Here is a 22,765-nt window from a genome sequence, read left to right on the forward strand (position 1 = left end):
TAAGTTACAGAAAAAGGTTTGAGGCCTTAATAATCTTCATTATACAAATTAGGGTTAGCGGTAAGATCGGTTGTAGGAATAGGATAAATATTATATTTACTATCTACCGCCATCCCGTCTACTGTTCCGCCTTTCCACTGCCAGATATAAGATGAAGTTGTAAACTTACCATAACGGATAAGATCGGTACGGCGTATACCTTCCCAATAAAGTTCGCGGGCACGTTCATTCAGAATAAAGTCTTTTGTAAATTCCGATTGCTTAACTGTTCCTTCACTTGCATAATTATCTCCAAAAGCACGTTTACGCAAGTCATTAACATAACCCAACGCCTCAGTTGTAGAACTACCCGAACCGCCACGAATCACAGATTCGGCAAGCATCAGATAAACATCAGCCAAACGGAATACAGGAAAATCGGTATTTACACCACCATCTACAGTATTAGATGCAGCCACTCCGGCATCAGTAAGGTTAGTCCATTTTTCAACAAAGTATCCATTACTCTGATTGTCGATTACATCCAGATATTGAGTCTGTCCTTCTTTGAAGAAAAGGGCACGGCCGTCTTTATCGGAGAACAAAGCCGGAACTTCACCTCTTATTCTGAACATCCCCCATCCGCTGGTCACACCGTAGTCTGCAGCCTTTTGGTAATCAGATGTATTACTCACCGCTCCACAGATAATATATGTTGTAGAACCCCATGATACGGTATGTGTAGCATCGACCGGAAATGAAAATATAATTTCATTTGTACGTTTATCATTATCCGCATTGAACAATTTTTTGTAATCAGATTCCAATGTATATCCATCGGCTATCACTTTTTTACAATAAGTGATACAATCGGTATAACGGGCAGTTCCGGTATATACTTCGGCATTCAGATAAAGCCGAGCCAATAAGGCATAAGCTGCATCTTTGGGGGCACGTCCGTATTCACATTCGTCTCTCGATAACAGATCATTGTCGATGTCTTCCAGTTCGCTTTCTATATATTCGAATACCTGAGATGCTGTATAACGAGGAGGTGTAAAACTTCCTACGGCATCGGCTTCCGTTACAAACGGTATGTTGCGGTATAAGTCCATCGCATGATAATACGCCAATGCCCTGATAAAACGGGCTTCGGCTCTGTAATGGCGAATATCGGCCTGTTCGCTTTCTGTAAATTTAGAAATCTGACTGTCTCCTGCATTACGCAGCAACTCGTTACAAAGAGCGATTGTATAATAAATACGGTAATACATATCCGAAACCCAGGGATCATTGGCATCCCATGTAAAGAATGTCAGATCCGACACTTTGTCTCCTTCGAGCCAGGTAGAAGCCAGTTCGTCTGTAGCGCACTCCTGTAAGTTGAAATAACAGCGCATATAATCCTGCCCCGTATTACTTTCGAGATCGAGACTTTCGCCAGAACCTCCTCCCTTTTCCTGTCCTGTAGTAACAAACGAAGCATATAATTTAGCTAAAACCGATTTGTAATTTGCGGCACTGGTATATACACTTTCTGATGTAGTTTCCTCGTGAGGGCTCTGGTTCAGGTCATCGGTACAAGAATATAATGTACCCATAAATACCGCCAGCAATATATATAATGATTTTTTCATCGTAATATTTTTTTATTTCTTAATAAGACCTTAAAACTCAAATCCGAGATTAATCGAATAAGTCCGTGGACGTGGATAGAATGAAACATCCACACCATTAGGTACTTCAGGATCGACCCCACTATAATTGGTTATACAAAATACATTCTGAACCATTGCGCTCACATTAAGAGAACACCAGTTGGTGATGCGTCCGAAATTATATCCCAGAGAAAGGTTATCCATTTTCAGGAATGAAGCATTCTCTACATAATAGTCCGATAAATACTGGCGGTTATTAAAGCCTGTCGACAAATAGCTTTTCGATAAATTATTCAATTGGTAAGAGTTGTAACTAACAGTACTCCAAGCTCCGCTATTCATAGCCATACCATTATATACATAGTTGCCTACATTAGCACGAAAACTCATTCCCAGATTCCATTTTTTATAGCGTAAAGATGTACTCAAACCGAATATAAAATCGGGGGCAGGTGAATGATAACGGTACAAGTCGCTCGAATTGATTACACCGTCATTATTAAGGTCTGCATAAGCACCTTCTATCGGTTTTCCTGTTTTGTCGTCATACAGCTGATGATATACATAAAACATATATGGCTCATATCCTTCTGTCAATACCTGAAAGTTGTAGCTGTCGATTGTAGGCCCTACCAAAGTGTTGGTTGAAGCACCGCCTTTAACTACCGAAAGGTTTTTCACTTTCATTTTCTGCCATGTCATATTATAACTCACATCCCATGTAAGGTCTTTTGTTTCGATAGGAGTCGCATTTAATGAAAATTCTATACCATGGCTATCTACATTGCCGACATTCGTTAATATTTTTTTATTGAAGTTGGTTCCTGCAGCGGCAGGTACTGTAGCTAACAAATCTTTGGTCTGACGGGTATAAAAATCAAAACTACCGGTAATGCGGTCTTTGAGAAATCCAAAATCGAAACCAAAGTTCCACGAAGTTGTTGTTTCCCATTTCAGATCCGACACATATGCTTTAGGGCGGTATGAATAGTACCACTGATCGCCAAACTGCACTTGTGCTCCATCCTGACTATAAGTATATACCGGTAGATATTTGTAATTACCGATTCCTTCTTGCTGTCCTGTTATACCATAGCTGGCACGCAGTTTAAGATTACTCAATACCTTATTATCTCTCAAGAAAGATTCTTCGGTCATCCTCCAGCCTAAAGCTACGGATGGGAATGTACCCCAACGGTTATCCTTATTAAAACGAGAAGTTCCATCACGACGCACTGTAGCAGTCAACATATAACGCGAATCATACGAATAATTAACGCGACCGTAATACGAAATCAAAGAGTGACGCTCGTCTTTTGCTGATATAGTTGTCTGTATTTCTCCCAAAGTATTCAATTCTGAATATAAGGGAGTAGTTGTTTTCCAGAACTGATAGTCATAACCGGCTGTTGCATCGAAATTACTTTTAATTGAAGAAAATACTTTATTATAATTAAAGTAAGATGTCAATAAACGGTTAGAGCTCTTCTGTGGCCCGTAATCATAGTTACGCCCCGATGTTGTATAATATTGAGCAGCCTCAGCCGGTACATATACATAACCCTTACCTTCTGCATAATCATAACCTAAAGTTGTATGAAATTTAAGATCGGGTAAAAAATGCATTTTATAATCTACATCTGCATTTGTTATCACACGTTTCACTTTACTTTGGGCATCATATTGTTTTACCAAACCTTTAGGATTACGCACACCACCATTCACCGGATTATTAGTATTATCTATAGCTTCGTTATATCCGCCAAAAGTTGCATCATCAGAGTATATCGGTAATGTAGGATTGAAAGTCGATGCAGCCCATATTGCATCACTATTTGCAAACTGGTTATTATTAAGAGAACCTTTTACATTGAAATTGAATTTCAGGTAATCGTTGAGGAATGAAGGAGAAAGAGACACACTGCTCGTATAACGCTCTGCATTGTCGCGAAGCAGAAGTCCATTCTGATTGTAATATCCGAGTGATACACGTATCGGCATATTAGGAGTCACACGCCCTGCTATGCTTACATTATTATCTGTACCAAATACAGTGCGGAATATCTGATCGTTCCAATTGGTAGATGCATCGCCTAAAAGAGCTTTTTGGTCTGCTGTTCCGTTTGCATTTATAACATCGACAAACTGATTACGGCTCAGCATATCAGCCATCTTTGTACGGGTTTGAGTAGAGAATGTTGTATTAAAAGATACTTTAAGACCACTGTTAGTTCCTTTTTTGGTAGTAATGATAATTACACCGTTTGAAGCTCTCGAGCCATAGATTGCTGTAGATGATGCATCTTTAAGGATACTCATACTCTCTATATCAGAAGGGTTGATCAAACTAAGGAAGTTTCCTGTATTACCGCTGATACCTCCGCTTTCCAACGGCACACCATCTAATACAATAAGAGGGTCGTTACTGGCATTAAGCGAAGCACCACCACGAATACGGATTGTACTTCCGGCTGTAGGCGAACCGCTGTTGCTCATAATCTGTACTCCTGAAACCTTGCCATTGATAAGCTGTTCGGGAGAACTTACTCCAGCATTAAAGTCTTTGCTGCTCACATTACTTACCGAACCTGTAAGGTCACTTTTACGGATTGTACCGTAACCGATTACTACAACATCGGTCAGTGTATTGGACTGCGGCATCATCTTTACGTTGATAGTCGCACCGGTAACTGTTAAGGTTTGAGTCTCACAGCCCAGAAACGAAAAACGGATCTGATTCTTACCATCAGGAAGAGTTATTGTATAACGCCCGTCAATATCGGTAGTTACACCGACAGTAGTCTCGGGAACCACAACGGTTACACCGATCAAGGGCTCATTTGTTTCATCAGTAACAATTCCCGATACTTTTTTGGTCTGAGCATGTACCGCCAATGGTAATATCAGCAGTAATAACATCACCAAGAAAAGAGAACGAACTGGTTTATTACATTTTTTCATGGATGTAAAAATATTAAGTTAAAGGTATATTATACTAAATTTCGAAAATAGGTCTGAGACCTTTATTCCAGCCAAATACTATTTAATTGTAGCTCTGCCCCATCAGGTACAGACTGATCTGTTGACAACTCCAGAGTTTCTATTTTACGGACATCAAACACAATATCTGTATCTGGTGTGAAATATCTATCGAGAAATGTCGGATATGGAGCCGGCAAAATAGCCGTCTTTCCTAATTTCAAATCTTTCAACGGAATCCGGTATACCTGCTCACCTGCTGACAGAGAAATATTAGCAGAATAAGACAAACCGTCGGAAGTGATAAAACCCACATTCAGGTTATTGATTCTATCGGATTTTTTCACACTCACAAAAAGCTCTTTTGCATCAGCCAAAGCCGTTGGACGGGTAGAGACATTATCTTTGATGTATTTTTTCCAGTAGAAACAGGCATCAGTATCTTTTTTATTCAGTGTGAAAAGCAGTGAAGCGGGCTTTTGAAGATCTGAATTATCCAGTTGAGCCGAAATATAAGATGTCTCAGGAATTCCATACACCTCTATTCCACTGTATCCATCTGTTACTTTCACTAATTGCAAAGGGCTATCGGCAGATACAATATTTGTCTCCCAATAAGAGTTTTTGTAAAAATCCCAATCTAAAGGATCCCCCTCTACATTTGCCGGATAAGTATATTTTTTATCGTCTTTGCAGACAACTATATTATAACGCAACATATTGCCGGTTATCATTTCAGCCGGAATAACAGCATCATAGGTATATCCGTGAACCCTTTGCATCTTTACATAAGGATTTTTATCATTCCAGAATGAGACCTTATCGGTATAGATTATGACCGAATCAGGAAAAGAAGGACCAACAATCTGAGCCTCTATTTGTGATGACTTTCCTTTTTCTATTACTGAAGCAGGATTATGTACAACCGAAAAAGTCTTTGCACGTTCAGCCGGTGCGACATATTCTCCTAACAGGAAGTTTTTCCAAGCACTGCCGGCATTCCATTTATGAGAGGGAGAATAACCTGCTTTCGTTAAAAGATATACACCGGGAGCAACAGTAAAAGTACCGCCAAGGGCTGTTGCCGAAAAGTTATTTTCCCGATTGATTCCTTTGATTGAATAATCTGCACCCAGCGAAGGTAAGTTTACCGACATATTCCAGTTATTCCATGCAATAGTCACTACTTCTTTCTTTAATGATGGTTTTTCAAAAGGATCTTGTACCTGCACCGCATCAGGCATTACTTCGAGTCTCCAAACTCCATCTTCGAGTTTATCGAGAAAGTAAGCACCTGTTCCTTCATATTTTACGACTGGTGAATTTCCGTATCCGGCTATCTCCTGTAAATGATCAACAGACAAAGGTCTGGTATTCGTATTATTTGAATAGAAAAACTTATCATTCGAATTCAATTCACTCAAATCCTGAGCATAACTGACTCTGAATTTATCAAAAACCGTATCATTCGGATATTTAGGATACTTCTTATTCATTGGAACAGAATAAGCTACCTCAGCAGCGATTTTCATACTCAAGGCTTTATTAGGTGTATAAGCCAAATTCAGAAAATGTGTCTGATACTCGGTATTTGCCCATGCCATATCTATCGGATCATAAGCAAACTGAGTAATCCATTGAAAACCCTGAGACCTGAAGCTCCGAGTCATAGCCGGATACATATAAGAATAGGTAATATCAGCCGGATCGTATTCATAAACAGCTTTGGCTTTCTCGGCAAATCCTTTTGTATTAGAAAATGGTATACCATAATTATCTACAAAAGGGAGAAAATTACCTTTTCGGGTATGTCCGGCTACTAAGCCTATCGGATACCACTGATATGTTGTGCCTTTTATTGCCGTATTGAAATAAGCCCCAACATGACCCATATTGTGGCTCACATTATAAAAAACAGGTTTTTTATTTCCGGCTTTCTTTAAGGCTTCAAGCATCGAATTAATATACTCTTCCGTTTGTTTCGGCGTATCGGAATGACAGGGCTCGTTATTAATTTCGAAGCCTATTATATACGGATCATCTTTATACGATTTCTTGGTATATGGATTGACATGCTGAACAAACTGTCCGATATAATTTTTCTGAGCTTCAATAGCTGCGGGTGTACTATGTATTTTACATTTGTCGTACAGATAAGAAAATGCACCTGTATTGATATTTCTTTCGGGATAACCATTTCCGAAATTAGTCATGGTTGTGATCAATACCCTGATATTACGTTCCCTCAGTTTAGCTATTAAATAATCCAGCAGATCGAGATGATCATTTGGCAAAAGCTGTCCTTTTGCATCGGAGATTTCAACATCCCAAACGTGTATACGGTAAGCATTGAATCCCAAGCGGGCAAAGTGATAAACATCTTTATCGATGGCTTCTTTACGATCCTGACCAAGATAAGACATAGCTCTATAAGCATGCGCAAACGGAAGTGTATAATTCACTCCATAAAAAGAGGCTTCCTTATGACTGTCCGACCAGCGCATAACACCATCTTTACCTATATCAATAACAGGGATATTTTTTTCGTTTTGAGACGAGACTCCCATAAATGAGAGCAGGCAACAGAACGTTGCGATTGATTTTTTTAAAGTTGTATTCATGGTTTTCGGTTAAGGTCTCAGACTGTTTTACTGATTCAACAATCGAATCAATTTGCAATTCAAGATGAAGACAAATATACCGGACAACATGAAAAACAAACAGCACAAACTAGACGTATAAGAACACAAAACGGACACTACGCAGATTTAACCAATCTGCAAAAAGATGATATAACACTGACAATCAGCACCTAATTATTTTCGCTTAAAAATTGGCGGGGAGTTTTACCGAATTCAGCCTGAAAACATTTAGAGAAATAAGAGTGATTCGAAAATCCGACCATATACATTACTTCGGAGATCGTAAATTTGTTCTGACTTAACAATATCGCCGCTTTTTTGATGCGTATAGACCGGATATATTCAACAGGAGAGAGTCCTGTGAGAAGTTTTATTTTTCGATAGATTTGTTTCGAACCTACTCCAGACAAAGAACTAAGCGCACTAACATTCAGATCGGGATCAGCTATACGGTCCTCGACAATCTGAGTAATTGCCGATAAAAATTTTTCGTCCGGAGATGTAACCTCCATAATTTGAGGTGCTGCTATTGTCTCCATCCTTATTTTAGATTCCATCCGTTTGGATGTATTGAGAAGCTGTTCTACTTTAGAGCGAAGCATCTGAGGGTCAAAGGGCTTAGGCATGAATGCATCGACAGCAAGTTCAATGCTATCCAATTCGGTTCTTTTATCATCTTTCGCCGTCAGCAGAATAATCGGGATAGTAGATGTCGGAACATTTTTCCTGATATGGCGCACCATCTCCATACCATCCATAATAGGCATCATAACATCTGCAATAACCAACGCCGGATTAGTTCTTAAACACATATCCAGTCCTTGCTTTCCGTTATGAGCTATTTCGCACCGAAAACCATCAGACAAAGTCTGGCATATAAAATTGGCAATCTCGTTATTATCTTCGACAATAAGCACATATGGCAGATCGTCCAAAATTACGGAACGTTGTTCAATATCCGCAGCAGAATAATCGGAAACGGGTAGACCTACCGTTACAGATGTACCTTTATTCTCTACCGACTGGATCTTAATATATCCGTGATGCTGCTCGGTATATAATTTCACCAGATATAACCCGATACCTGTTCCTTCTTTATCTCCGGCAGTTTTAGACGACTGATAAAAACGTTCAAACACATAACGAACTTCATTTTCGGGAATGCCTATACCGGTATCCCTGACCTCAAGATCTACAAATCCCGATTCTTCATTATAAATAAGAGAGAGGTTAATCACTCCTTCGTCGGTGTATTTACAGGCATTTGTCAGCAAGTTATTGAGTACCGCTTCTATTTTAAGGACATCCACATCCATATAAATACGCTCTTTATTCGATGAGAATAAAAAGGAGAGTCCTTTATCTCTATATCCGTCTTCATATACCGAAAACAAGCTGCGGGCAAACTCTACAATTTCGACCCTCGATAGTATCTGTCCCGAACTTGTACTCTCCGAACGGTTGAAATCGATGATCTGCCTTATCAGTGAATTTATTTTTAATGCATTTTTCTGGATTACTTCCAGCTCTTTTTTCTTATGGCTGTCTTTTGTCTCGTGCAGCAGTTTACTCACAGGAGCAATGATCAAACTCAACGGAGTTTTAAACTCATGAGAAACATTGGTAAAAAAGTCCATCTTAAGATTAGTCAATTCTACCGTTTTCTCTTTTTCAATCCGCTCTATTCTGAGGTTGTTCCTTACCCTGAAGAAATTAATAATCCACATAATAAAACCCAATACCAAGAGAATATACACCGATTTAGCCCAAACAGTGTAATACCAAGGAGGAGTTATGTTTATATGGAATCGGAACATATTTTCCGAAGGCTTACCGTAAGCATCCAACTTACTGACAAGAAGGGTGTACCTTCCATATTCTAAGTTTGTATATGAAATACGGTTTGTATTTTGTTTGATTATATTCCATTTATCCTCTACCCCGTCCAGTTTATATACGAAAGAACTGATACTGCCTTCGGCAAACGACAAATCCGAAAAATCGAACAGGATATTGTTTTGGGTATAATCCAGATATATTTCATTTATATAACGGATATTGTTTCCATTGTGATTGTCTGCAGCATTATATAATTTATCGTTTACATAGATTGCAGTCAGAACAATAGGATTATCATTCACCTTCTTATTAAGTATTTCAGGTGAAAGTATCGTATATTCGTCTACTCCACCCATGTATATTTTATTGGTTTCCTTATCGAAGAACGAACAGGTAAATGCCTTATTTGCTATATCCAGTTTTTGAAGGCTGTACGACTTTTTATCAACTGCCCAGATACCATCAGTGGTCGATACCCAAATATTGTTATATACTTCGGTCATAGACAATATCTCGTTATTTCCGTATATATCGAATTTTATCGAATGGGTATTATTGGTTTTAGGATCAATATTGGTAAGCCCTCCTCTGTATCCTATCCAGATAGATCCTTCAGAATCTTTTATGAGGTAGTTAGGTACAACTTTATCATCTTTGTCGCCTAAATGTATTTTCGAGACAACTCCCGAACGGGCATCTATCTTATTTATTCCATTATTATGAAGCAGTACCCATACATTTCCGTAATGGTCGGAGAGAATCTGATTTACAAAGTTGCCGCTCAGTCCATTTTGCACCGAGTAATGTTTTTCCGCTACATAATTGCCCTGAGAGCTCAGTAGTTTTTCTTTATCCACAACAAATATCCCTCCCAAGCAGGTGGCTATCCAAAGTTGTTTTTTATCATCTTCAAAAATATAATATGCCCAGTTAGAGTTAAAAGCTTGTGTACTGTCCACAATACTGTAATTGACAAATTGCCTTTTCGAATAATCGAACCTGCTGATGCTGCCATCGGTCGCTATCCACAGATTATGATCTTTATCTTCATAAATATCACGTATGCGGTTGTGAGATATCGGATATTGACTATCCCCCATTCTATACCAGATAGCCGAAGCGGTTACTCCTTCTTTCGATTCAGGTTTAAAAATCAGTCCATTGGTTCCGCCGAACCAAAAATTACCCCGAGAATCCTTATATATAGAATGAAAGCGGTTGCCCTCTCCTATACCTGTCAACTGAGAGATACTTACAGTCTGATAATTGCGGTTATGATATGCCAGCGATATTCCATAATCAGTCCCCAGCCAGATATTTCCGGTACGGTCGGCAAAAATACTCCATATAATATTATTGCTCAAAGATTTACTGTTTCGTGAGTCATGTACTAAATGCTGAATGCGATCGTGTTGCTGATCATAAGTATACAATCCATTGTCTGTGGCCAATAAGAGCAATCCGTCATTGTCCATCGACAATGATTTTATCGAATTATCATGAAACTGATTAATATCAAACACTTTTTCAGATTGAGGATTGTATTTATACAATGCACCTTCGGTTCCAATCCAGACATGATCGTGTTTCTGATCTTCATACAACGAATTGATAAACTGATTGCTTCGTCTTCTATCCGCAGGTAGGTTTATCTTTTCGAATAAAGCCGAACCTGAGTCCAATTTACAAAATCCGTTATAAGTCCCCACATACAATGTATTATCCCGTGAAGTGATCAGCGAATAGATGGTTTTATGAGGCAATCCTGTTTTAGAACCTGTCGGTATTTCGATAAGCCGTTTCGCCGGTATATCGTATTTATATAATCCGTTAAGAGACCCTATCCACAGAGTATTACCCTGTTTAACCATGGCTCTCACATCCGTCAATGATCCTCCTAAATCGATAGGCTCATACCTGTCTGTTTTATAATTGAATCGGAGTATTCCATTGTCTGTTCCAAGATACATATATGTACCATCATATATAAGGATGCAGTGAATCTGTGTATTTGAACGATCATTGTATATAAAATGAGACTGTGGAGAATACCCGTCGTAGCTAAACAATCCCTTGTTTGTTCCCATCCAGATAATGCCCTGATTATCCTGCGAAAAACAGTTGATAGTAGAGGCATCAGTGCTTAATACAATATTATTGAAATTCTGATAATTAACAGCCTGTCCCCAAATCGGAATTTTGGAGAAACTTATCAAAATCAACAATAAAAACAATCTATACATAACGGGAAAACCAAGAGTTTCAACAAATATACTTCATCTGCCTAACATTACAATAAAGAAATGTATAGAACAAAAGATATTCAGTGTAAGCGTCCCGATTTTTATCTATAGGAAAAGAGGCTTTCGGATCAGTCTCCGGTTAACATTGAAAAGGGAAAAGAGACACCGAAAAATATGCATTTTTGCTGTAACCTTTGTTACCTTTTTTATAGAACATGTAACCAATTAATTAACAAAAAATATTCGATGGGATGTTTCAAAATAATCATTCTCTATTACCTGTAAATTCATCAAAAACACTGATAAGATTCTGTTTTGATCAAATAAAGGTGCTTTATGATGGATTTGTGAACTATATCTGTAACAGGAATCTATAATTTTGAATTCCTCATTAAATCTTAAGATAAGTATGATAAAAAAGCAATTATTACTATTAATCATTACTCTAATACCATTATCTACTTGGGCGCAAACATCATTCGGACAGCCCGAAAAAATCAATGATAACTGGTTATTTACCCTAAGTGACCCAAAAGGAGCGGAAGCTGTAAGCTTCGACGACTCTCGCTGGCAGAAACTCGATCTCCCTCACGACTGGAGCGTGAAAGGTCAATTAAGCCCGACACTAGCCAGCGCTACCGGATATCTGCCCGGAGGTATAGGCTGGTATCGTAAAACATTAAATATTCCTGCCGACAAAAAGGGAGAACAGGTATATCTTTACTTCGAAGGAGTATATAACCGAAGTGAAGTGTACATAAACGGGCACCTGCTGGGCAAACGTCCTAACGGCTATATTTCATTTATGTACGATGCAACTCCTTACATAAAGTATGGAGAGAAAAACTCTGTTTCGGTTCGTGTCGATCACAGCCAATCAGCCGATTCACGCTGGTATACTGGATCGGGCATTTACCGTAATGTATGGCTGGTATATTCAAATCCGACACATATTGCACAATGGGGTGTTTATACATACCCTAAACAAGCCTCGGCTAAACAAGGCGTGTTGGCAGTAGAAGTGGAAATCAATAATACAGAATCTAAAGCAGCTCAACTGACAGTTACCAATGAACTGATAGCAGCTAATGGAAAAACAGTAGCTAAAAGTTCTCAGAAAGTACAAGCAGCTAATAATCAAACAACATCTGTTCAGGTTGACCTAAAAGTATCCAATCCTCACTTATGGAGCCTGTCATCACCTGGTTTATATAAATTGCGGACTAGTGTTATAAAAGACGGCAAAACGATAGATTCATCAGAAACAACAACCGGATTCAGATCTTTCACTTTCGACCCCAATAAAGGATTCGCTTTAAACGGAGAGTGGATGAAAATGAAAGGAGTATGTCTTCACCATGATGCAGGAGTATTAGGTTCGGCAGTCCCTCGTGATGTATGGAAAAGACGCTTATTGACATTAAAAGAAATCGGAGTGAATGCCATCCGTACAAGTCATAATCCTCAGGCTCCTGACTTATATGAACTTTGTGATGAGTTAGGATTACTTGTTCTGAACGAAGCTTTTGACGAATGGGAATTTCCAAAACGCAAATGGTTGCAAGGCTGGAATCAGGGTACACCGGGATTTGAAGGATCATTCGACTTTTTCGAAGAATGGGGTGAAAAAGACCTTGAAGATATGGTTCGGCGAGACCGCAATCACCTCTCTGTATTCGCTTGGAGTATAGGTAATGAGGTTGATTATCCTAATGATCCGTATTCCCATCCTGTATTGGACGGAAAAACCGAAAGCGGATTTACTCAGGCAATGTACGGCGGCTACAAAAAGGATGCTCCTGATGCAATGCGTTTGGGCGGTATAGCTAAACGATTGGTCGCTGCAGTAAAGAAATACGATAAATCTCGTCCTACAACAGCCGGACTTGCAGGTGTTGCGATGTCTAACGAAACCGAATATCCGGGGGCTCTTGATATAGCAGGATACAATTATACAGAAAGCAAGTATGCAGAAGATCACAAGACCTATCCAAACAGGGTAATATACGGCAGTGAGAACCGCCACGAATTAGGAGCATGGAAATATGTAAGAGACAATGAGTACATCTTCGGACAATTCCTTTGGACAGGTATCGATTACTTAGGCGAATCGGGTAGATGGCCATCAAGAGGATTCTACTCGGGATTACTCGACTTTGGCGGATTTATTAAACCCAGAGGATATTTCCGTCAGTCTTTATGGTCAGACAAGCCTATGGCATATCTTGGTACATATCCTACACCCGGACGCGGAAGCAAAAGCCAGATGAAAGACGTATGGTCTGCTCTGGACGCCGAAAACGAAGGTGGAAGCTATGAAGAAAAGAGCCCTTCAATGGACGCTTGGCCTATATGGAATTACTCCGAAGGACAATCTATCCGTGTGGTGTGCTATACAAATGCAGCTAAAGCCCGTCTTGAATTGAACGGAAAGATCGTTGGTGAGACCAAAGACTATGATGATAATACAGGCATTATATATTGGGACATCCCTTATCAAGCGGGAAAGCTTGAAGCTGTAGGCTTAGATAAAAACGGATCGGAAGTATCCCGGTATGCTATTCAATCATCAAATCAGCCATATGCACTAACCATTCAACAATCCGAAACCTCAATCAGCAAAGACAAAGGATTAGCTCAGATAGTGGTACAGGTTGTGGATGAACATGGTATACCTGTAATGCTGTCAGACAACGAAATTACCTGTCAGATCTCTGGTCCTGCAAAGTTATTAGGACTTGAGGCAAGTAATAATGAAGACATGAGCGACTATACCGACAACAAGCAACGAGTATTCCATGGTCATATATTAGCTTATATACAAGCTAATGGAACAGAAGGACAAATAAGAGTACGCTTTACTTCTCCATGGTTGAAGCCTGTAGAAACGGCAATCAACATAAAGTAAGCCACTGTAAATATTATAAAAAAAACCCGCTCATTGAAATTACAATGAGCGGGTTTTCTATTAGTTCTTTCCTAACAATACATTTACTGCTTTTTCCAATTGAAGGTCTCGACCTTGCAATGATGAAGCAGGATCGTTATAAACCTCAATATCCGGCTCTAGTTCGTGATTTTCGAGATAGTTCCCTCTCATATCTTTCACTGCCACCTGAGGCACACCGAATACCAAGCTCGGATCGATCTGTCTTTCCCACCAAACAGCGGTCATTGTTCCGGGAACGGGAGCTCCGATCAACTTTCCGACTTTCAATTCCTTGTATAGCCATGGGAAACCATGAGCATTGGAGTAGTTGTCCTCACACATCAGTACAACAGATGGTTTTAACCACTTATTATAAGGATCACTTCCGATGTATTGCCCGCGGGGTTCGAATCGTTGGTACTCTTTTCCGCTTAACAATGTTACCAAATCATCATGCAGCCATCCACCGCCATTGTGGCGTGTATCAATCACTACAGCCTCTTTATTACGGTACCGACCAAGCAAATCAGAATACACTTCCCTGAAACTGTCACTGTTCATTCCTCTCACATGAACATATCCGATGCGGCCACCCGACAGTTTATCAACAATTTCGCGGCGTTGCTCAACCCAACGTTTGTATAATAGGTCTGATTGCTCCCCTGCCGATATCGGTTTTACCCATATTTCAGAATCTTTCGCAGATGGAGTCACCTTATAAGTCAACAAGACTTTTTTACCAACCTTACCTGCAAGCAATGGAAAATAATCCTGACCTTTTTCTATCGGCTGATTATCTATTTTCAAGATAATAGACCCACTGGTTATTTTAGATGAAGCAATCGTCAAAGGTCCTTGCTTGATCACTTCGGAGACTTTCAATCCTTCTCCGTCATACGCTGTATCAAAGTAAGCCCCCAAGTAAGCAGTCTGCATCGGTGCAGCAGGTGCATAATACCTTGCTCCGGTATGAGAACCATTCAACTCACCTAACATTTCGGACAGCATCTCTGAAAAATCATAATTGTTAGAAATGTGAGGTAAGAATCGTTCATAAGTCTTCTTGTAAGTATCCCAATCCACACCATGCAGATCAGTTACATAAAATTTGTCTTTGATCTGTCTCCAAACGTGCTCAAAGATATAAGCTCTTTCGGATTCGGGTTGATATTCGAACTGTGCATTGATCTTAATAGGAGTAACAGTTCCTTTTTCCATATCTATCTTTTGCAGTTTATCTCCTGCCAACAGTAAGATATTCTTCTCAATACTGTCTGTCTGTAAGCGTCCGGCACCGGCTCCTTTCAGTAAAACCTTAGACGACTTGTCTTTCAGATCATATACCCAAAGATCATAATCCTTCTCAAATCTCGACAGATAATACAGTTTATCACCTTTTTTATTCAGTAAGGCATCTGCAATAGAAGACGAATTAGGAGTCAAACGGATAACCCGGTCTTTGCTGTTTTCGAAGTCAAAAGTCAAAGGTTTTACATCTTTGCTCTTCTTGTCATCTGCGGGTTTATCGTCTTTTTTACCCTTCTTGTCCTTCTTGTCCTTTTTATCCTTATCAGCTTTGGCTTTATCGTCATCTTTCTTTTTCTTATCTTTTTTCTCCTGATCTTCTAATTGAGCCAACTCTTCCTTATCCATCCGGAATTTATCATAAGCCTCATTATCGAAGAACATGATATAGGCATCCATATAAGCACCCCAGCTTCCATGACTGCGGTATCCAGCTCTGTCAGAAAACCAAAGCATCGCTTTTCCATCCTGAACAAAACGTCCGTTGGCATCAGTATATCCACTTTCAGTCAAGTCTTTTACCTCTCCACTTCCATCAGCTTTTACCAAAGCCATATCAATACTGTTCCATCCACCGATACCGATATACTCTGTCATGATCCACTTACTATCAGGAGACCATTGATACCACTGATCACCATCGGAATACGAATAATTGAATTTGCCATCCAACACAGTCCTCACTTTACGGCTGGCTAGATTCAACACTTTGAGTGTTGTACGGTTTTCAAGAAAAGCAATTTCTTTTCCATCGGGCGAATATAGTGGTTGAAACGAAGCTTTATCCGATTTGGTCAACTGTTCTTCTTTAAATTCTTTCGCATACACAAACGAAGCATCTTCCTTACGGCTCAATGTTGTCTGGTAAATATTCCATACACCACCTCTTTCTGTCGCATACAACACAGATCGTCCATCCGGGCTAAATGAGACATTGCGCTCTTGATCGGGCGTACTGGTTATTCGTTTAGTAGTTCCATACTCTACAGACGAAACAAAAACATCTCCACGTATGATGAAAGCCACTTCTTTTCCGTTGGGAGAAACAGCCATTTCCTGGGCTCCATTCGAAAAGTTGATATATTTCAGCTTATTTTCCTGATTATCCGTTACAATCCTTATATCCACTTTGGACGGTTGTCCACCCTCTTTCATTGTGTATATTTCTCCATCGTAAGAGAAACAAAGTAAACCCTGTTTACTCGAACTCAAAAAACGGACAGGGTTATTGCTGAAAGATGTCAACTGAGTATCTTTAGATATTGAGAGCTCTCGTTTATATACATTAAATGAGCCATTTTGCTCGCTCAAATAATAAAACGACTGACCATTGGCATTCCATACAGGATTGCGGTCTTCGCCTCTGAATGTGGTTATTTTTTGATAAGCACGGTCTTTTCCGAGCTGACACAGCCATATATCTCTGGTTATAGACGATTGATGACGCTTACGGAAAGGATCTTCATATCCTTTCTTATCCTGATACAAAAGCGATTTTCCATCCGGAGCTATGGAGATTTCTTCCATTGTCAAAGATGAAAACATCTGCGGTCTTCCGCCACTTACACTTACTTCATAAATCTGAGGAAATTGTCCCGAAGGAAATTGACTGTCTTTATCGTCCTGTAATACATTAGCTGTATAAAGCACATGTGCTGCATCCTTAAATACGATAGGATATTCGGCAACGGAATTTGAAGTCAGACGGGTAGGTGTTCCACCTTCGGACGAAACCAGAAATACATCGAAACTCCCTTCCCTATCGGAAGCAAAAGCAATGCTCTTCGCATCAGGCGACCACACCGGACGAGTGTCCTGTGCAGGATGTGTTGTCAACTGTAATGCACGCCCACCACCGACGGCAACCTTATAAATATCACCTTTGTAAGAAAAGGCAATGTAATTTCCATCGGGGGATATAGAACAATATCTCATCCACAATGGAGATTCCTGAGCCTTAGCTGTTGCTCCGAACAACAGCATAAAAGCCATAAATAAGTAATACTTCATAAATTAAGTCTTATAAATGATGCAAATCTGTATTTGAAAGGTTCTCTGTTAGTTTTAAGCCACCTCTTAATGCGGGACAATTCCAAGTTACACGAAAAGGTAACAAAAGTGACACCGAAACAAATTATTTCCTCCTGTTACTTTATCCCAGCCATTTAGAGGACGCTTTTTCAACAAGAAGGTCTGTGACCCTAAAAGAACTCCTTATCTATAGATAAAAATACAAAGGGGTCTATACCCTCAATTACACAAAAATAACAATATGCTATTTATAAGACGTCAAAATACTAATAAATGTTACAAATTTATTTTTCAGTATTACTTTCTGAGCTATCATTGAATCGTTTCATATTCACCCTGCGATGTTTTACTCCTATATGAAACGTAGGTATTTCAAAAATCTTTCCTGCCTGAACAGTAAAACTTTGCTCGGGTTGTTCGCAAAAAGTATTCTGTTCGAGTGAATTCTGATCGAGAACTATTTTATAATCACCCGTTGGTAAGAAAGCAAGAAAAGCACCGTCGTCATTCGTTACCGGTCTTTGGACAACCTCATTCTCGGCATTGATAATACGAAATCTTATATTACTGTATTTCAGGATCATTTCGGCTGTTGTTTTTTTGTCGAAATCATAAATAATTTTTCCCGAAACAGTTCCGGTCTGCTGCAAAGGAATCTGTATTTTGGTGTTGTATTTGGAAACAACCAAAGGCTGTCCTTTATAAAACCACCCTCTCCTTGATACCGGTTTTATCTCATATGCACCGAAAGGAACCTGCGAATAGACAAATTCTCCGTTCTCATCCGAAAGGAACGCAATATTATTGATAACAAAATCGAAGCCCGAAGCAGGTTCATCTCCCTTATCATATATGTTGTTTGCATTCTTATCATAGTACACAAACACCGATACTTTACTTTTCCGGCGGGTCGAGACATTCGATTCGGGTAAATGCACCGAAACACCCGCTTCTATATTATATATATTAGAGCTGAACTGGTTACTAAGACTATAATGATACAACGAAGAGTTTAAAAACAACGAATAAGTCCTTTTCGGATTGTATTTTACATTCATAAATACCGAAGGAGATTTGCCCATTAGCGGATCTTTGCTGTATGTAGTACCACCGCTTACTTCGTATTTATTGTCCTTGAATGTTTTATAAATATTGGCAGAGAGAAACACACGGTTAAACTCCTTTTCCTTATCACTGTTCAGAGCATATTCCGAGATATAATAACTGCCTTTCTGATAAGAAGCTGTAACATTAAGCCATTTATAAGAATAAATAGCACTGGCCTTCATCTGAAAGTCATAACTGTCTTGCTGCGGATATTTCACCAAACCGTTTTCAAATATAGAGGTCAGTGTATGTTTCAGATTCGGACTCAGCCATGTCAGACGTTCAACCAATCGGTTGGCAGACATATTCACAGTCGATTTAGCATCTATTGGGGCAAAATATAAGTAATAAGAATTTGATCTCTCAAACTGATTTTGATAAGCGATACTTGCCGAAACGGATTTGAATGCAGGCAGACGAAGTTCTAATTCTCCGTTTACATTACGGTAAGTACTATTGATGGTGTTCAGAAAATATCTCGGAGAATAATCCGAATACATCAGATTTGACCTCAGGCTAAACCCTTTCCCCACCCCTTTTGTGACAGACTGTTGGGCAGAAATAACACCTCTTCTTGTTCCCGGAAAATATGCCGAGCTATAATAATATGCTCCGCTTAACTCCAAATCACGGGTATGTCCGCTATATTGAAAATCAACAGCTCCTGAAGTTTTAAACTCGTCCAGCTTTCCGTAATTACCGGTAGCTCCGGAGACCTTCAAGCGCGTATACCATGTATTATTGATAAGCCAGCGCATCTCTGTTGCAATCACATTGTATTGAGCACCGTCAAAAGTATTGTCCTGATAAATATAAGATGCATAAAACTGCCGTTTTGCATTTACCGCTCCCAATTGTCCTGTCACAAAAAAGCTTCCGACTTGTTTAAATAATGGATCGGATGAAAAAAGATTGAACATTCCGTCAACAACCCCCACCTGAAGTCGTTTGCTCTGACCTTCATTAGAGAGAACCATTTTTGCACCTCTCCCGAATAACGACAGGTCAAGCGATTCACTTATATTACCAACAGTCAATTCATTTCTGTTCAATCGATAAGTCAATGCTGTATTTGTGGCAATTACCTGATTTCCCTGCGATAAGTTACTATACATATTCCCTTGCAGGGACAAACTACCTGCCGGCAGATTGAAATCGGTTTTTCCTTGCAGCTGGAATACGTCACTCGAATTGCCATACCTCCGATACGTAGCCGTAATGGTATTTTTCTGATTTGAGGAAAATGCTCCGAAATCATAAGACGCATCTTCAAACTTTCGTGAAGACAATACATTCTGGATCGTAACCGAGCCGTTTCCGAATATTTCTTTATCCCGCCCTCTCATTCCTACAACATTAACCACAAAGCGGTCTTTCTCCAATAACTTTTTGGATGTCATAAAATTGAATTCGAACACATGCTGTTCCATCGGAGCAATGGTTGCTTTTTTCTCTATAAAATTGATTTGTCCCGTAAGATCGGGAATACTAAAAACGAGTGTTACTTTCTGTGATTTGTTACCGCGATTGCCGACAATAGCTTTCACTCTGACCGAATCGTTCGGATCAACCACCAGTATATTTGTATTACCGAGAACCAGATTCAACTGTATTTTTTCGTCCACAACAAAAGAAGAAACCTGTTCGGCTAAAACAGAACCGTCTTTATCACTCAAGCTGAACTTTATGGATGATGCTCCCGCCTCAACACCGCTGCGTATAATAAGTCTGACGGGAAGAAACAAACTATCGGAAGGATTTAATTCGATAGATTCCGAATTTCCGGCTATCGCTCTGAGTGATTCCGGAACTTCGAGATTTAACACGCCCGAAAAAGGTTTATTGGACGTATTCTTAAATTTAACAACTGTACTGAAAACTCCTTGCCGGGAAGCCGGCTGCAGTTTTTTCTGGACAACCATTGCTACTCCTTCTTTATTTTCCTGCGAAAAAACAGAAAAAGAAGTCATAAACAAAATTAGCAACAGTAAATATTTACTCCAGCATTTATAAGTCATTCTATATATCATATCTGCTATGCTCTCTGCATAGAATAAAGATGTGAGTATCTCTAATTAAGCAACAGAAGGTATTTAATAATGCTTTTAAAAGCGATAACAATCTGATGCATTTATACTTGCAAGTCAACAAAAGATCTGAGACCTTAATAACAATAAAGGAATCTACGCCGCCCTTACTTCGGAGTTATTTCATACAACAGAGTTGTACTGTATTCTGCCATAACCGCTTCTATCAGCTGATTATCGGCAGGCGATGTCCAGTATTGGATATCGTAATAACTCTGTGCATTTTTGGTTGAAGGTCCGTCCGCTATAATCTGCGATGTATTCGAAAGTTCAATTGTACTGACCGAGGCCGAATTAGATCCAACTGGCACTAAATGCATCTTCACTACATTCAGAGGTAAAGTACTCCCTTTATCCGATACAAACTGAGGAGATACCGACCGTAGTGATATCTGGTAAGGTACATTCGTAATCACATTCAACCCGCTCGAATATACAACCTTTACTCCGCTTGCATAATCAGCAAGAGATTTCATTTCCAGAAAACCTTTCTGAGCTTCGCTCGATATACGGATCGAATAGGTATTCTCTTCGATAGGGCTATCCGTCAACTTAAATACATCTATCTGATAGGTTTGCTGATACGATCCTATAAGCTCATTATTACTGCCGTATGCCCTGAATGTAAGAGCAAGCCAGTATGTCTTTTGATTGTATCCGCCTTGCAGATCTTTCAGATAAGCACCGGGCAGTACCTGAATGTTGTAATGCAATTGAAGGTCGTAATACGAATTGTATGCCGAAACATTATATAACGGGGCATTGGAACGGGGAACCAAATACACCTCGCTGCTCCCGTTAAGAGGGACAATAGAAGGCATACCTATCTCCGAAATAGTAGGAATAGCCTTAGGCTGTGCTTGCCCTACCGTGTTGATCGGAATAAATGCAATCTTATCCGATGGAAATTCGGCTGTACCATCGGTTGATTTAATCGGAGTCTGTACGCTTACCGACAGTTTCCAGTTCGAAATATTCAAGTTTGTGCCACTATAGGTAAATCTTGTAACCATCGCATCTGAAGCAGTATATCCCTGATACGAATTGACGCTCATATAATTAGAGCTCCATGTCGAGAAAGATAATTGCGCCTTGATGGATTGAAGGCAGGTACAAACTATTACCGATATAAAAAAAAGTTTATTCATATACAAAGTCTAATTCAGCAGCTTCAATATTGTTCTCATCTCCATAATCGATAAGTACGGTTGCAGTATAGTTCCCTTTCTCTAATTTATCAGGCATTTTTATATATACCTTCCGATGATCCATCGGCATAGAATAAAAGATCATATTCTCCAGATGAATTTCTTTGCCCAGACTTTTATTGAACAGGTCGATAGAAATATCCCCATCAGTCCATACGTTTCCCTCATTATTGAATACCAGAAGTATACGATTGTCGCTTTTCTCAAAAGACAGGATCTGTACATCAATTTTTCGTTCGCGGGGAGTTGTTGTCCTATGAAACAACTTTATTCCGGATCTCACGCTGACTTTAATATTCGCCCCATCTTTATCAACATCATCCACAGGGTTCATCTGCGTTACGTAAAGCATCGCTGTATGCACCGGCACATCAGATGTTAATCCGGCCGGAGCTGTTATACTAATATCTATAGCCTTGCTTTCGCCGGGCTTTAAAGACAAATATGAATTTCCGTTCAAGTTAACCCAACTCGCACACGAGTTAGCCAGAGTATCAGCCTGATAAATCATATTTTCACCAAGATCATTATATTGCCAGTCGGCAAGAGTAACAGCCAGCTCCAATACAGTTTTGGCACTAACATTAGTCACTACAACCTGCTCCGTTTGCGTTTGTCCCGGATCAGCTTCAAAATAAAGTCTCGGAGGAGATACAGATATACCGGTTTGAGCATATCCGGCAATAGCCAATATCAACAACCCAACTGTTAAAACAATCTTGTTTTTCATACAATTTTTCTTATAAAACAAAGAAGAG

General features: G+C 39.5%; 9 protein-coding genes. 1 reads left to right on the top strand and 8 read right to left on the bottom strand.

Annotated elements, in window-relative coordinates:
- Positions 1-26: 26 nt before the first annotated feature.
- The 4 genes from K322_RS0110255 to K322_RS0110270 all read right to left on the bottom strand — a co-directional run bounded on the left by K322_RS0110255 (position 27) and on the right by K322_RS0110270 (position 11,340).
- Positions 27-1,616 (bottom strand): RagB/SusD family nutrient uptake outer membrane protein, encoded by a 1,590-nt coding sequence (locus K322_RS0110255; RefSeq protein WP_026626808.1) that lies wholly within the window; start codon positions 1,614-1,616, stop codon positions 27-29.
- Between the two features lie 30 nt (positions 1,617-1,646).
- A complete protein-coding gene (locus K322_RS0110260; protein ID WP_026626809.1) occupies positions 1,647-4,598 on the bottom strand; it encodes a SusC/RagA family TonB-linked outer membrane protein in 2,952 nt (983 codons plus the stop codon).
- 62 nt (positions 4,599-4,660) lie between these two features.
- Positions 4,661-7,237 (bottom strand): cellulase family glycosylhydrolase, encoded by a 2,577-nt coding sequence (locus tag K322_RS0110265; RefSeq protein ID WP_035331864.1) that lies wholly within the window; start codon positions 7,235-7,237, stop codon positions 4,661-4,663.
- Between the two features lie 191 nt (positions 7,238-7,428).
- Positions 7,429-11,340: a hybrid sensor histidine kinase/response regulator transcription factor gene (locus tag K322_RS0110270; RefSeq protein WP_026626811.1), complete on the bottom strand. Its 3,912-nt coding sequence runs from the start codon at positions 11,338-11,340 to the stop codon at positions 7,429-7,431.
- 409 nt (positions 11,341-11,749) lie between these two features.
- Here K322_RS0110270 and K322_RS0110275 point away from each other — a divergent pair, with 409 nt between their 5' ends.
- Entirely contained in the window at positions 11,750-14,248 is a 2,499-nt protein-coding gene (locus K322_RS0110275; protein ID WP_026626812.1) for a sugar-binding domain-containing protein, read from the top strand.
- Positions 14,249-14,308: 60 nt separating this feature from the next.
- Here K322_RS0110275 and K322_RS0110280 read toward each other — a convergent pair whose 3' ends face one another.
- From K322_RS0110280 to K322_RS0110295, 4 genes are all read right to left on the bottom strand, one after another.
- Positions 14,309-17,584, bottom strand: coding sequence for a S41 family peptidase (locus K322_RS0110280; RefSeq protein ID WP_026626813.1), 3,276 nt, complete (start codon positions 17,582-17,584; stop codon positions 14,309-14,311).
- Between the two features lie 305 nt (positions 17,585-17,889).
- Entirely contained in the window at positions 17,890-20,682 is a 2,793-nt protein-coding gene (locus K322_RS0110285) for a hypothetical protein (protein WP_026626814.1), read from the bottom strand.
- Between the two features lie 224 nt (positions 20,683-20,906).
- On the bottom strand, positions 20,907-21,947 hold the full coding sequence (locus K322_RS0110290) for a hypothetical protein (RefSeq protein WP_026626815.1): 1,041 nt from the start codon (positions 21,945-21,947) through the stop codon (positions 20,907-20,909).
- Entirely contained in the window at positions 21,940-22,737 is a 798-nt protein-coding gene (locus K322_RS0110295) for a fimbrial biogenesis chaperone (RefSeq protein ID WP_026626816.1), read from the bottom strand. Before K322_RS0110295 ends, K322_RS0110290 begins: the two co-directional genes overlap by 8 nt.
- Between the last annotated feature and the right edge of the window lie 28 nt (positions 22,738-22,765).

This window comes from Indolivaga capnocytophagoides DSM 22835 (assembly GCF_000426485.1).
Classification (GTDB): Bacteria; Bacteroidota; Bacteroidia; order Bacteroidales; family Dysgonomonadaceae; genus Dysgonomonas_A; species Dysgonomonas_A capnocytophagoides.

What these genes read in the sequence shown, in the direction of transcription:
- K322_RS0110255 (WP_026626808.1), bottom strand. Translation starts at nt 1,616, where the DNA reads ATGAAAAAATCATTATATATATTGCTGGCGGTATTTATGGGTACATTA.
- K322_RS0110260 (WP_026626809.1), bottom strand. Translation starts at nt 4,598, where the DNA reads ATGAAAAAATGTAATAAACCAGTTCGTTCTCTTTTCTTGGTGATGTTA.
- K322_RS0110265 (WP_035331864.1), bottom strand. Translation starts at nt 7,237, where the DNA reads ATGAATACAACTTTAAAAAAATCAATCGCAACGTTCTGTTGCCTGCTC.
- K322_RS0110270 (WP_026626811.1), bottom strand. Translation starts at nt 11,340, where the DNA reads ATGTATAGATTGTTTTTATTGTTGATTTTGATAAGTTTCTCCAAAATT.
- K322_RS0110275 (WP_026626812.1), top strand. Translation starts at nt 11,750, where the DNA reads ATGATAAAAAAGCAATTATTACTATTAATCATTACTCTAATACCATTA.
- K322_RS0110280 (WP_026626813.1), bottom strand. Translation starts at nt 17,584, where the DNA reads ATGAAGTATTACTTATTTATGGCTTTTATGCTGTTGTTCGGAGCAACA.
- K322_RS0110285 (WP_026626814.1), bottom strand. Translation starts at nt 20,682, where the DNA reads ATGACTTCTTTTTCTGTTTTTTCGCAGGAAAATAAAGAAGGAGTAGCA.
- K322_RS0110290 (WP_026626815.1), bottom strand. Translation starts at nt 21,947, where the DNA reads ATGAATAAACTTTTTTTTATATCGGTAATAGTTTGTACCTGCCTTCAA.
- K322_RS0110295 (WP_026626816.1), bottom strand. Translation starts at nt 22,737, where the DNA reads ATGAAAAACAAGATTGTTTTAACAGTTGGGTTGTTGATATTGGCTATT.